This is a genomic window from Vibrio albus (assembly GCF_003144035.1).
In the GTDB taxonomy this organism is placed as follows: Bacteria; Pseudomonadota; Gammaproteobacteria; order Enterobacterales; family Vibrionaceae; genus Vibrio; species Vibrio albus.
The window spans coordinates 299,875-312,773 of sequence record NZ_QFWT01000002.1; the positions used below are offsets into that span (position 1 = coordinate 299,875).

At 47.2% G+C, this 12,899-nt stretch carries 11 protein-coding genes; 7 read left to right on the forward strand and 4 right to left on the reverse strand.

Features of this window, described 5'->3' with window-relative positions; translation table 11 throughout:
* Window positions 1-60: 60 nt before the first annotated feature.
* Window positions 61-2,685, forward strand: a complete 2,625-nt coding sequence (gene glnD, locus DI392_RS05015) for a bifunctional uridylyltransferase/uridylyl-removing protein GlnD (protein WP_109318809.1) — start codon at window positions 61-63, stop codon at window positions 2,683-2,685.
* Window positions 2,686-2,843: 158 nt separating this feature from the next.
* On the opposite strand, the gene truC is transcribed toward glnD, so the two are convergent.
* Together truC and DI392_RS05025 are read right to left on the reverse strand one after the other, a co-directional pair.
* Window positions 2,844-3,560, reverse strand: coding sequence for a tRNA pseudouridine(65) synthase TruC (gene truC / locus DI392_RS05020; protein WP_109318810.1), 717 nt, complete (start codon window positions 3,558-3,560; stop codon window positions 2,844-2,846).
* Complete coding sequence (locus DI392_RS05025; protein WP_109318811.1) at window positions 3,560-3,874, reverse strand: YqcC family protein; 315 nt, start codon at window positions 3,872-3,874, stop codon at window positions 3,560-3,562. The genes truC and DI392_RS05025 overlap by 1 nt, the downstream gene beginning before the upstream one ends.
* Window positions 3,875-3,998: 124 nt before the next feature.
* On the opposite strand from DI392_RS05025, the gene DI392_RS05030 reads away from it, so the two are divergent.
* The 3 genes from DI392_RS05030 (at window position 3,999) to DI392_RS05040 (ending at window position 6,487) form a co-directional block, all read left to right on the forward strand.
* Window positions 3,999-5,033, forward strand: coding sequence for a DUF3549 family protein (locus DI392_RS05030; protein ID WP_109318812.1), 1,035 nt, complete (start codon window positions 3,999-4,001; stop codon window positions 5,031-5,033).
* Between the two features lie 729 nt (window positions 5,034-5,762).
* Window positions 5,763-6,044, forward strand: coding sequence for a hypothetical protein (locus DI392_RS05035; protein WP_109318813.1), 282 nt, complete (start codon window positions 5,763-5,765; stop codon window positions 6,042-6,044).
* Entirely contained in the window at window positions 6,041-6,487 is a 447-nt protein-coding gene (locus DI392_RS05040; RefSeq protein WP_109318814.1) for a YaiI/YqxD family protein, read from the forward strand. Before DI392_RS05035 ends, DI392_RS05040 begins: the two co-directional genes overlap by 4 nt.
* A 10-nt stretch (window positions 6,488-6,497) precedes the next feature.
* Here DI392_RS05040 and DI392_RS05045 read toward each other — a convergent pair whose 3' ends face one another.
* Window positions 6,498-7,274, reverse strand: a complete 777-nt coding sequence (locus tag DI392_RS05045) for a Zn-ribbon-containing protein (RefSeq protein ID WP_109318815.1) — start codon at window positions 7,272-7,274, stop codon at window positions 6,498-6,500.
* A 4-nt stretch (window positions 7,275-7,278) separates the two neighbouring features.
* Window positions 7,279-7,824, reverse strand: coding sequence for a SecY-interacting protein (syd, locus tag DI392_RS05050; RefSeq protein ID WP_109318816.1), 546 nt, complete (start codon window positions 7,822-7,824; stop codon window positions 7,279-7,281).
* A gap of 89 nt (window positions 7,825-7,913) precedes the next feature.
* On the opposite strand from syd, the gene queF reads away from it, so the two are divergent.
* From queF to DI392_RS05065, 3 genes are all read left to right on the forward strand, one after another.
* Window positions 7,914-8,759 (forward strand): NADPH-dependent 7-cyano-7-deazaguanine reductase QueF, encoded by an 846-nt coding sequence (gene queF / locus DI392_RS05055; RefSeq protein ID WP_109318817.1) that lies wholly within the window; start codon window positions 7,914-7,916, stop codon window positions 8,757-8,759.
* Between the two features lie 33 nt (window positions 8,760-8,792).
* Window positions 8,793-11,090 carry a tetratricopeptide repeat protein gene (locus DI392_RS05060; protein WP_146194520.1) on the forward strand — a complete coding sequence of 766 codons (2,298 nt, stop codon included), beginning with the start codon at window positions 8,793-8,795 and terminating at the stop codon, window positions 11,088-11,090.
* Window positions 11,091-11,213: 123 nt separating this feature from the next.
* Window positions 11,214-12,794: a GGDEF domain-containing protein gene (locus tag DI392_RS05065; protein ID WP_109318819.1), complete on the forward strand. Its 1,581-nt coding sequence runs from the start codon at window positions 11,214-11,216 to the stop codon at window positions 12,792-12,794.
* Window positions 12,795-12,899 lie beyond the last annotated feature (105 nt).

Sequence of the window (12,899 nt, forward strand, 5' to 3'; positions counted from 1 at the left end):
ATCTCACGTACGGCTGGTACATTGTGCCTAATTAGTTTTATTTTGCATGGAACGCGTTGTATGCCGTATTTGTCACCACTAAAACTTGCTGACGAGCAATTAACCCCAACCAGTCTGAAAGAGCAACTGGATGCCCTGTTTGAATACCAGAGACAAGAATTCCAGAATAACCACCCCATTACCGATCTGGTTTATGCCCGCAGTGAATATATGGATCAGTTGCTGCAGAGACTCTGGCAATATTATGGCTTTTCTGAAATAGACAATCTCTGCCTGGTTGCTGTCGGCGGCTACGGACGCGCTGAACTGCACCCTCTGTCAGACATTGATATTTTACTCTTGTCTCTTACCCCGCCACCGGAATCGGTCAAAGCCAAACTCAGTGAGTTCATCACGTTGTTATGGGATCTCAGGTTAGAAGTCGGTCATGCTGTGCGTACGGTTCAGGAATGTGCGGACATCGGACGAGAAGATCTGACGGTTGCGACCAACTTGCAGGAAGCTCGCCTGTTAAGTGGCTGTGAAGATACATTTTACCGGCTCAAAACCATCATCCTGGCCGATTCATTCTGGCCCAGCGACGTGTTCTTCGAAGCAAAAGTCAAAGAACAGAAAGAACGACATGCCCGTTATCATGACACCACCTACAACCTGGAACCTGACATTAAGTCTAGCCCGGGCGGGCTAAGGGATATTCATACACTTGGCTGGGTCGCCCGACGCCACTTCGGTGCAACGTCACTGCTGGAAATGAGCCATTTTGGTTTCCTGACCGACAGTGAATACCGGGAACTGAAGGAATGCCAGGATTTTCTCTGGCGTATCCGTTTTGCTCTGCATCTGGAACTGAAGCGATACGATAACCGCCTGACCTTTGCTCATCAGGCTGGTGTTGCTGAACTGTTAGGCTTCACCGGAAAGGGAAATACGGCGGTAGAAACTATGATGAAAGAGTTCTACCGAACCCTTCGCCGGGTAGCCGAACTCAACCAGATGCTGCTACGCCTGTTCGATCAGGCCATTATCAGCGAGGGTGAACAACCGGAAGCTGAAATCCTGGATGATGATTTCCAGCGCCGTGGCTCACTCATCGAAGCCAGAAAACCCGCACTGTTTCAGTCCCGGCCGGAAACCATTCTGGATATGTTTATCCACATTGCCAATGACTCCACCATTGAAGATGTGGGGCCCGCAACGATGCGTCAGTTGCGGACAGCAAGAAGACGACTGAATAAGTTCCTGCATACCATCCCGGAGGCCAGGGAAAAGTTCATGACGCTGGTCCGTCACCCGAACTCGCTGTATAAAGCTTTCAGCCTGATGCACAAACTGGGGGTACTGGCGACTTATCTACCTCAGTGGAGTCATATTGTCGGGCAGATGCAGTTTGACCTGTTCCATGTCTATACGGTGGATGAGCACAGTATCCGGGTACTGAAACATATTCACACCTTCAGCCAGCCTGAAAATGCGGCTGTCCACCCTATCTGTTGCGAAGTTTATCCTCGCCTTCAGAAGAAGGAACTCTTATTGCTGGCCGCCATGTTCCACGATATAGGTAAAGGGCGGGGCGGCGATCATTCAGAAATCGGTTCTGTTGAAGCCTATGACTTCTGTCTTGAACATGGCCTGTCTAAACCAGAAGCTAAGCTGGTGTCCTGGCTGGTAAAAAGCCACCTGCTCATGTCGGTGACCGCTCAGCGACGTGACATCTACGACCCCGAAGTTATTGCCGAGTTTGCCAAACAAGTGCGGGACGAAGAATATCTGGACAATCTGGTCTGTCTGACTGTCGCCGATATCTGCGCCACCAACTCAGAACTATGGAACAGCTGGAAGAGAACGCTTCTGGCGGAACTTTATCATTCGACCCAGCGAGCTCTGCGCCGTGGCCTGGAAAACCCTGTCGATGTTCGTGACCGTATCCGTCACAATCAACAAATGGCTTCAGCTCAACTGCGCAAAGAGGGCTTTACCAGCCGGGAAATCGAACTGTTATGGCACCGCTTTAAGGCCGATTATTTCTTGCGTCATACCTACCAACAAATCGCCTGGCACAGTGAACATCTATTACGAATGGAGGATGCCGATGGAACCCAAATCCTTTTCGGCGAAAAGGCCTCCCGTGGTGGTACGGAAATGTTCATTTACACCAAAGACCAACCATCCCTGTTTGCTAAAGTTGTGGCAGAACTGGACAGAAGAAACCTGAGCGTGCTGGATGCGCAAATCATGGAGAGTAAAGATGACTATACTCTGGATACCTTTATCATCCTGGATCAGAATGGTGAGCCCATTGATGAAAGCCAGCATGTGGGATTAATCCGTAGCCTGAAGCAGGTGATCAAGGAAGGTAAACTCACGGCCATTAAACTACGCCGGACCCCTCGGAACCTTAAGCACTTTAATGTGAAAACCCGGGTCGACTTTATTCCGACCAAGAGAAGGAAGCAGACTCTGATGGAGTTTGTGGCTCTGGATACCCCCGGACTATTGGCAAAAATCGGCGCAACCTTCGCAGAGCTGAACATCAACCTGCATGGTGCGAAAATTACGACCATTGGTGAACGGGCAGAAGACTTGTTTATCCTGACCTCTTCAACCGATTCATTGCTGACCTACGAAGAACAGGAGCAACTCAAAGAGCTGCTGATCCAGAATGTGTCGGAGCTGATGCCGAGCTAGAGACTAGAGGCTAGAGGCTAGAGGCTAGAGGAAATCGTCATCCCTGCGAAGGCAGGGATCTACTAAGCCATCACAGACTCATTGATAAGATTCCTGCCTTCGCAGGAATGACAACAGGTGTTGCTTGTATAGTATCTAGAAGCAAAGCGATCTCGTCTCTAGACCGTCCAGTCAAACTCACCAAACAGCCTTAACCACACCTCATCAAAACCCGCTTTGATGGTTATCTCTTCTCCACTAAACGGGTGAACAAAGCTCAGTTCAGAGGCGTGCAGCAAAAGCCGCTTGGCATCATAATGCTCGCGGAACAGACGGTTATGCCGACCGTCACCATGGGTGGTGTCTCCGATAATGGGGTGACTCAGGTGATGCATATGACGGCGTAGCTGGTGCTTTCTACCGGTTTTTGGCTTCATTTCCACCAGGCAGTAGCGGCTGGTCGGAAAGCGGCCGGTCGAGAATGGCACTTCCACCTTCGCCAAGGGGCGGTATTCAGTCACCGCCTCTTTAGCTTCCGGCTCTTTGCTGGCGAACTTGTCTGCAATTTTGTCCTGATCTTCTTTTAACGGATAATCCAGTACTGCCGCTTCTTCTATCCAGCCCCGCACCACAGCATGATAGGTTTTCTGCATTTCATGATGAGCAAACATCGGCATCACCTGCGAGGCAACCTCACTGGAGAGCGCAAAGAACAGCACTCCGGACGTCGGCCTGTCCAGACGATGCAAAGGAAAAACATGCTGTCCAATCTGATCCCGCAGTGTCTGCATCACAAACTGGGTTTCATATTTATCCAGCCATGAACGGTGCACCAGCATACCTGCCGGTTTGTTCACCGCAATCAGGTAGTCATCCTGATACACTATTTCCAGCATTACTGACATGCTTTATCTATATCCTCTATTAATGTTAACAGCGCCTGTTTACCGGCATCCAGTTTCCACACTTCCTCAAAATAGGGGGAGATAGCGAAGCCTGACGGAACAGGCTGTTCCCGGCTCATCAAATCCAGCATTCTGGGAATGAAGATCCACTGTAACCATTCTTCGGGAGTCAATGTATCCACTGAAAACGGCTGCTGGCTACTGAGAGCCACTGCAGACGGGGAAGACTGACTCCACAAGCCACTTTCGCGCATACCCTGCTCCAGCTCACTCAGATGCTGCTTAAACCGGATAATTTTTGTCATTTCTGCTCCAATGTTCACCGTTTTTATGCAGGCTTACCCTGAATTATACGGGACTGCCTTGAATTTTGGCCCAAGAGTACCATTTATTAAGGAAATACCCATAATTCCAATCGGGGATCCATTCATGGACAGTATTTATACCCTGACCCAGCTACTGACTAACAGTGGCTGTGAGTATCAAATTTATGACCTTGGCCGACGTATCCAGCCAATTGATAATGCGCTTTTTTCCGCTGTTGAACAGGGACAGAACCCCTATCCTTATCCGATTCAGCGCCACGCCCAACTAGCAGTCGCCTACTGGAATGAAGAAAAGCAGCCCTGGATCTGGTTCCTGAAGTTTCCACTGGATGAGCGCGGCCTGTTAAAACAATCTGATGTCGGCAACTTTATCAAATATGTATTGGAAGCCATGGGCTCCCGACTGAATAAACAACTTGATGAAGAACAGCAACAGAAGCTGGCCAACAATCCATACACCTTTAAACCGGCAGAAGACAAAATGGCGGTGTTTCACAGCCAGTTACGTGCTTCTCTGGATATAGCCACCAGCCAGTATTATGAGCACGCTCAGCACTATTTTTCCGGTGGATTAGGCTGGGAAAACTGGCAGACGGTTGGCCTGCAGGGTATCACCGACATTTGCGCGCGACTGAATAAAGAACAGAATGGTGTATTAATCCGCAAAGCGATCTCTCACCTGCCCTCTGAGCCGCTATATGCCCTTCTGGGGGGACTGGAGCATATCCAGTTGCCAGACAAACTAGCGGAAAAAATCCAGGGCATGGCACTGACCGAATGCAAAAGCAAAGAACCGGATCTTTTCCTGTTATCCGCATTAGTCAGAGCCCTGTCCGGCGCTGATAAGACTATTTTACAGGACGTCATCACGACCATTCTGGACAGCCCCGGACTTAGCCATCAGGAAGTCCTTATCGGACTTGCCGGACGGGCCTGGGAAGCGCTGGAAAACCCAGAAGCAGCAGAACAGTTCCTGCTTCGTATCGCTCAGACAGGCAATCAGCCACTGTTCAATCAGCTGTTTGCTGATTTGGTGATGCTTCCCGCATTACGTATCGTATTTCTGCCTTTACTGCATAATGCCCCCTCACAGGAGCTTGCAGACGCGCTGATTAGGCTTCAGCAGTCGGTCAAATAGTATTTTTCTTTCCAAAAAAGAAAAACCCCGATACTCGCGTATCGGGGTTATGATCTTACTCGCAGCATTCCGGCTACTACAACGGTGCTCCCTGCATCATCCTTAATAGTACCGAATCCCTCGGTTTAATCCTGCATCGCCATCCTGGCGGTGTCCTGGTCGTCCTGACCTGCTAATAATCCTGATTAGCGCACGTCACTTGTTCCCTGAGCGGTTTCCCTGACATCATCCTGATGTGGTTCCTGCCTTCGTCCTGAAGGTGTCCTGTGCTCCGTGCTGATTGCGTTCCTGACAATCAAAACTTCTTCCTGAAGATAACCTGTTCCCTGGTTATACTTAAATCCATGTCTGCATCCTGCCGACGCCATTAAGATTACCCTTATCCTGATTCTGAACAAGCCCGTTTTTCTGTATTTTTATTCAACCAAACGTTTATTAATCGTACAAAACAAGGAAAAACAACAGGATAAAACAACGAGACTGGCTCATATTCAGCATAAGTTTCGATTTTTCCTACAAAGAATGTAAGAGATCTCTCACAAATCACTTCAGCTATATCTTCTCTAAATGACACTCTATTCACTTAATGTGGTAAATATTCACATGCAGGATATTTAATGAATAAATTGTCACCTATGAATGACAATAGAAAAAACACTTACTAATTGTCAGACAAGAAAGTATCCTCTAGCGGTGAAATCCCCCAGATGATGTCTCAAGGATAGCCGTATGCTAACTAAAGATGTAACAGAAGAACTGACACAGATCATGAATGCCCTGCACCAGCAAGGCAAAGAGCCGACTCTGGCACTGGTAAAAGCCAGACTCTCCTCTCCGGTCCCCATGCCTGCCTTAATTACTGCGATTAAAAGCTGGAAAAACAGTAAGAAAGTACCTAAGGTCGAAGTTGCCCGTCAGGAGGATTCGGATCAAGAGCGTATTCGCCAGTTAGAACAACAGGTTCAGGAACTGACCTCAAGAATTCAGGCACTGGAAGAGAAATTAGCATGAAAATATGGGTCGATGCCGATGCGTGCCCTAAGGTAGTACGCGAAACCTTGTTCCGTGCAGCAGAAAGAACCGGCGTGGAATGTACTTTCGTCGCCAACCACTATATCCCGGTACCGACCCGGACAAATATTCGCAGCATTCAGGTGCAGGCCGGGTTTGATATTGCCGACAATGAAATTGTACAGCGCTGTGAACCGGGTGACCTGATTATTACCGCCGATATTCCACTGGCAGATGAAGTGATCACTAAAGGTGCGCTCGCCTTAAGCCCCCGGGGGGAGTTATATACCAAAGAAACGATAAAATCCCGGCTTAATATCCGGGATTTTATGGACACCATGAGAGCCAGTGGTGTTCAGACCGGAGGCCCGGCAGCACTTTCCCAGACAGAACGCCGGGAGTTTGCCAACCATCTGGATCGGATACTGGCTAAATCGCGCTAACAAGGCTCAATTATTTTAGAAAATCCCAGGATAAGTTGGACACGATACGGCACTTATCGCATTTAAAGTGGAAGATATCATGGATGGGCTGATCCAGAGCCCATTCCCCACCACAACCGGGACATTTACGCTGTTTCTCTTCGGCCAGACTCTTACCCCCGACCCGGTACTGATAGTAATAGGTCGGGATCTTAGTAATGTACTCGATCCTGCCTCTGATATCCCAGCCTCTTCGGAACAGATCACTGTTCACATCCGTCATTTCCCGTAATGCGGCATGCTCAGCTTTGCAGGCACCGGCCATCTGCAGTTCATCGCAGGCCTGCCATTCCGTCTGCCATTTGATAACGGTTTTATGGTCACCGTTCAGCGTTGGTGGGTTACGGTAAAGAGGGATCGGCAATAGCGTGTCACCACTTCTTAACGGAGAACAGGTATGCACATATGTGGTATACAGCACCTGCCATGAAGGCGCTTGCTCTTCCGCTGCCTGCTCGGAGTTCAGATCACGGCCAACCAGACGCACCTTGGGAGCGAGCAGACAGGCATCAGACAGTTTCTTCAGACAAAATTTCACATAATCGGAATGATTATCCGGATGCAACGCATCCTGCTCAGGACACACTGCCCGCACGGTAAAAATTCCGTCGCCCATCACGACCGGAAATTCGCGCCCCAGTACCTGACCATTATATCGCAGGGCTTCCATCAGCCCGTTAATGCCCTTTTCTACGGCACTAACCGTTGTATCATCGAAACATTCAAATTGCAGTTCAACTACATACATTGCATTACACCTCTGGTTCCAGTCCAGCCAGAAAGTCGCTGATTGATTCAGCCAGTACATCTCGCTGTGAGGTTCCCAGGCGCTCAAAAATAACCTGTCCGGTCAGGTTGCAGACAGAAATAACATCCAGGTCAGACTCTGTGGCTCCGATAAATACGGTAGGTTTTAACTTCAGACGGCGCTGCGTCACCAGGTGTCCCAGAATATTTTCCTGAAGACGGATAAAATCCTCATCACTCCATACCTGTAGCAGAATCAGAGAATTACCCTGCCAGCGAGCCTCCATATCCGCCGCATACTGAGTACCGTAAAAGGCTTTAATATCCTCATGCAGGGTTAGCTCTATCCCCTGCTCCAAATTAGAAAAATCGGCAGGAGCGGTTCGTTTCACAGGCTGCCAGTAGACTTTACCGTCTTTTTTCTCTTCAACGCAGGGAGAGGCCAGTTCCCAAAACTCTTCGTTAGCGGGAAGTGAGTGACAAGTGTCTTTCCATGCCTGCTGAAAACGCAGGGAAAATGCGTATAAAGCCTGTGCGGCAGATTGAGTCATAAATGGCTCCTGACAAAAGGGTTAATGACAGCCAACGGGCTATTCAGTAAAATTCCCGTCATTCTAATCGATCTTTCTCTGAAAACACCATGAGCAAATATTCCAACGCGAAAGAATTATCCGGTCTGACACTGGGACAGAAAACTGAATACTGTAACCAATACGATGCCAGTCTGCTCCAGCCTGTCCCCCGTAGCCTGAACCGGGATGACCTTAATCTGGGTGACGAACTCCCTTTCCAGGGGTGCGATATCTGGACTCTGTATGAGCTGTCCTGGCTAAATGAAAAAGGTCTGCCTCAGGTTGCCGTCGGCGAAGTATCGATTCCGGCCAGCAGCCACAGCCTGATTGAGTCTAAATCTTTTAAACTGTATCTTAACAGCTTAAACCAAACCCGCTTTGCCAGTTGGGATCAGGTAACGGATACACTGAAAAAAGATTTATCTGAATGTGCCGGTGCTGCGGTTACCGTCCACATTTACCCTGTCACCCATTATACGGGCTCGACCATAGCCAATATGCAGGGCGAATGCATTGACGATCAGGATATCGACATTACCGACTTCGATTTTCGTCCGGATCACCTGCTGAATGCCACCAGCAATGAGTGTGTGTCCGAAACCTTGCATAGCCACTTGTTAAAATCCAACTGCCTTATCACCAGCCAGCCTGACTGGGGCAGTGTCGAAATTGAGTATACGGGTAAGAAAATTGACCGCGAAGCCCTGCTGCGCTATATCGTCTCGTTCCGCGAACATAATGAGTTTCACGAACAGTGCGTTGAGCGTATCTTTACGGATATACAAAAATACTGCCAGCCGGATACACTGACCGTCTATGCCCGATATACCCGCCGCGGAGGTCTGGATATTAATCCATATCGCTCTTCAGTGAGTGCAGCACCTGCGTTGAACAACCGTCTGGCACGTCAGTAACAGCCCTCTTACGAATAAAAGGAATAGTTGTCGATGAGTATTTTTTCTCCCCTAAAGGGAAACCTTAAGAAAAGGACAATATGGCTGATGCTGGTTTTTATGCCGGTAGCCATATTCACTCCTTTTTACTCATGGGCGGAAATTCCTACTTCCCCGATACTGGATGAAGCAGAAAAACTCGTCGATATTGCGCCGGCCCGGGCAAAACAGATCACACAAAACTATCTGTCCGCCAGAAAGCTGGTCTCAGATTCCCAGGAGATCAGTGCCTCAAGAGAAAATGCTGAGAAGACGATTCGGACACCCAATACAACGGTGATCGCCCTTCAGGTTCTGGCCCGTTCCCGATTAGCACTAAAAGATGCCCGGGGTGCTCTAAATGCGATAGATGAAGCCGTTTCCGTCGCACAGCACCACACTCTGAGTTATGCCCGTCTACAAAGCCAGATGATAAAAACAGGCATGCTGTGGAAACTTTATAAAGACAAAAGTAAAGTCTCAGCCGAGCTGGATACCACTCAGCAGGATATAAAAAGTGGCAATTTGTCCTCCACATCCCGCGATGCCCTCAACTACCAGCTAACCATGCTGAGAGGAACAATAGCGTCAGAATCACTGCAGCTTAAGCAGGCCGACTCTTTCTTCCAGAAAGCAGAAAAGTATGCCTCCGGCTCAGGACGGCCAGAGCTGTTTATTAACTATCAGCTTACTCTAGGTGAGCACAACCTGAATCATCACCGGCTGAACCGAGCACTATACGACCTTCTGGCCGCTTACTGGTCTGCGATTGAGTCGAATAACCTGGTTCTTCTGGCCCGAAGTAACCACCTTCTGGCTATGGTTTTTTATCAGAGACAGGCTCTGGATAGATCTATTGAGCATCTTCTTCAGGCTGCCGATTTTTATGACAAGTATAAAAACTCAGCTATTTTACCTGTCATTCTAAAGCAAATGGGCGACATTTATTATCTGCAGAGCAAATTCAACCTGGCTCTGGTTCACTATTTTAATGTGCTGGATGCTGAAAATACCGACACAGATATTGAACACGTTATTAACTTACGTCTGGATCTTGCCAAAACCTATATCCAGCTATTTAACTATCCTCTTGCTGAGCAGTACCTGAACAGAGCACATAATTTATTGTCCTTTTCGAGCTTACCTCAGCTTCAGGCTAAAGCGATACTGCTGGAAGCCGATTTGGCCTTTCACCTTGGCCGCTACAAAGTGGCAATAGCCAAGGCAACACTCGCACAGAAAGAAGCCCGTAAATATGATAACCCTGATATTCGGATACAGGCGCACCATCTTCTGGCTTCGAGTTATGCCAAGACTAATCAGTACCAAAATGCTTATGAGCAAAGTCAGCTATACAGCCAACTGCAGATAAGTAAAAAAGATGAACTGTTACGTATCTCGATAGACAACTTCATTCAGCAGAAAAAATTTATAGAGAGCTCTCTTCACTATCAGGATCAGCAGGATAAGCTGTCCGGGGTGGAAGCGGAATTACACCATTACCAGAATATCTTAATGGCCCTGTTTGCCATTTCTTCTTTACTGCTATTTTTTGTCTTACGGAAAGCAACCGTCAGCCGAAGACTGAAAAAGGAACTTACCGAGCTGTATGAAGATCATTACACCCATCCCCGTTCAGGGCTGAGAAACCTTCGACTGCTTAACCTCAAGCTCCCCAGCTCACTGGAACAAAGTAATGCTAACTTTGAACAATGGGAGACCGGTGAACTGATTAACGAGCCTCTGCATGACCGGCTGCGCTTTATCATGATCGATCTGCCTTTTCTGCGGAATATGTATCCTAACGGGGGATATAAAGCAGGTCTGGAACTGGAAAGTGAATTTGGTGCTTTTATCAAATCAAAAATAGTAAAACCAGCCAGACTTTACCATTTTTCTGATGCCCTGTTCTTATATGTAGAGCCCAACCCTAACCCGGATAAAGATCCCGAACAGATCTTTTACAAAGTAACAGACTGGATTGATCAATTTAAAACCGATAAAAAAATAGACAAATGTATCAGAGCTGGTATTGCGGATTATCCGTTTTTACAACGAGCTTATACTGCTATTGATGATAAAGATCTCATTGATATACTCCTCATGGCATCCAATATGGCACGAGACATCAGCCTCGAAAATAGTGGTAGTCAATGGGTCTATCTGAAAGCCATCAAAAATGCACCGGCTGCGAGTTTCGCTGGTGACAACATCCGTATCGCTTGCCGTGACGCAATAGATAAAGGATTAATCAAGGTGATTTCCTCTCGTAAAAATGGGGGTGAAATCAAAAAAACAGTACTTACTGACTAATATGTAATCACTAATTTTAAAATAGCAGTGACGTTGTTACATTTTTTGTTATTATCGTTTTATTGTGTTTTTTATTAGTGTTTTTTGTCCAGGTGGGCTGGTGCTCTATGTCCTGTTTTATCTATGAGTGATACTAGTGTAGCTCTTCCAGAAAATTTGATTTCTGAACTAGAGCGGTTAAAACTACAATTAGAACAAACGAAAACAGTTCACCGTAACGCTTCGTTAAAATTTACCAGAGAATCACGCGTTCTTAAGAGAGTTGTTGCTAAACTAAGTGAAACCTGCTTAGGATATCATGACGATCTGGATAAAGGCGTAGTTGCATTAAAAACAGCGCTAGAACAACAACATGATGTCAGTAGGTTAGTTCCGCACTTAGCTGTGCTGGAGCGTACGCTCAAAAAAAACACTTATAAAATGGAAAAACAAAAGAATCATTTAGATGAACGAGTCAAACAGAGTGGAGAAACTCTGCAAAGAATTCCCGGATTACCGGCCCAGTTAAAGCGTGACCTCAGAAACCTACTGAGTTTTCCATCAATAAAAAACAACAAGCAGTTAGACAATGCCATCCGCCTGTTATCAATCTATGAACGGGCGATTAAAATCATTATGTCAAATTCAGCGCATACCCAAAGCAGAGAGGGCTATGCCGGAATTAGCAAAGAAACCCAAAATAAGCTGTCCGAAGAGCTGCAACACCTTATCAATGAACTTGATTTCAACGGTGAGTCAGGTGATCTACTGGCAGATATGCGTATCAAGCTGCTGGCCGGAGTAACGTTTGAAGATTTAATTGAGATGACGTTGCAGATCCTCCGACTGGTCATTCAGGGCACACACTTTGAGAGAAAAACCTCCGAACAGTTTCTTAGCCAGGTTAACCACTCTCTTTCCCGGGCCATCAAAACGAATGATCAGTGTATAGAACAAACCGAATCTTATTCTGAACACCGGAAAGGCATGCATCAGGAGCTCTCTCTGTTGGCAGAGAACAGCCAGAGTGCATTAAACCGAGCAACCAATATTGAAGATGCCAGGGCGGCGGTAACACCGCTTCTGGAGCAGATCCACATACTGACAGAACGCCTCCAGCATAATGAAAAACGCGAAGAAGCGGTTCACGATAGAATGATCCAGAATAAGCGACAACTGAATGCGCTGTTCGAAATCACCCAGGATTACCGCCGCAGGTTAGAAGATCAGGCTAAACAGCTGAAACTCGATCCACTGACAAAAACACTTAACCGAACTGCGTTTCTCGAATACCTGGAAACCGAGTACCATCGTTGGATTCGCTCCCAACACTCTCTCCATATTGTTCTGCTTGATCTGGATGACTTTAAATCCATCAATGATAGCTTTGGCTACTCAGCGGGAGATAAAGCATTAAAGATCATAGCCCGAAGTATTGCGCAGGAAATGCGGGAAAAAGATATTGTTGCACGATTCTCCGGAGAAGAGTTTGTTGTCCTGCTACCAGACTTTGATCAGTCCTCGTGCCACACTCTGCTGCACAACCTGCAACAGAAAATCAATAAGTTACCTTTCAAATTCAGAGAACAGAGTATAACGATTACTGTCTCTGTCGCAGCCAGTGCCTTTAGCGACCCAGATACGCCAGAAGAAATTATGGAGCGTTTAAACATGGCGCTGTCTGAAGCAAAACAAAAAGGCTCTAACCAGATCGTATGGAAATAGGCCTACTTTCACGTTCACTGCACAGTCTCTCTATCTCTTCTTTGCTAACCAACTGAAATCTGTATAAAGTCATTCTTATACCCTAGCCTTTTTCTAAGGCCTGGG

Coding starts and splice junctions, on each gene's coding strand:
- glnD (WP_109318809.1), top strand. CDS start 61: ATGCCGTATTTGTCACCACTAAAACTTGCTGACGAGCAATTAACCCCA.
- truC (WP_109318810.1), bottom strand. CDS start 3,560: ATGCTGGAAATAGTGTATCAGGATGACTACCTGATTGCGGTGAACAAA.
- DI392_RS05025 (WP_109318811.1), bottom strand. CDS start 3,874: ATGACAAAAATTATCCGGTTTAAGCAGCATCTGAGTGAGCTGGAGCAG.
- DI392_RS05030 (WP_109318812.1), top strand. CDS start 3,999: ATGGACAGTATTTATACCCTGACCCAGCTACTGACTAACAGTGGCTGT.
- DI392_RS05035 (WP_109318813.1), top strand. CDS start 5,763: ATGCTAACTAAAGATGTAACAGAAGAACTGACACAGATCATGAATGCC.
- DI392_RS05040 (WP_109318814.1), top strand. CDS start 6,041: ATGAAAATATGGGTCGATGCCGATGCGTGCCCTAAGGTAGTACGCGAA.
- DI392_RS05045 (WP_109318815.1), bottom strand. CDS start 7,274: ATGTATGTAGTTGAACTGCAATTTGAATGTTTCGATGATACAACGGTT.
- syd (WP_109318816.1), bottom strand. CDS start 7,824: ATGACTCAATCTGCCGCACAGGCTTTATACGCATTTTCCCTGCGTTTT.
- queF (WP_109318817.1), top strand. CDS start 7,914: ATGAGCAAATATTCCAACGCGAAAGAATTATCCGGTCTGACACTGGGA.
- DI392_RS05060 (WP_146194520.1), top strand. CDS start 8,793: ATGAGTATTTTTTCTCCCCTAAAGGGAAACCTTAAGAAAAGGACAATA.
- DI392_RS05065 (WP_109318819.1), top strand. CDS start 11,214: ATGAGTGATACTAGTGTAGCTCTTCCAGAAAATTTGATTTCTGAACTA.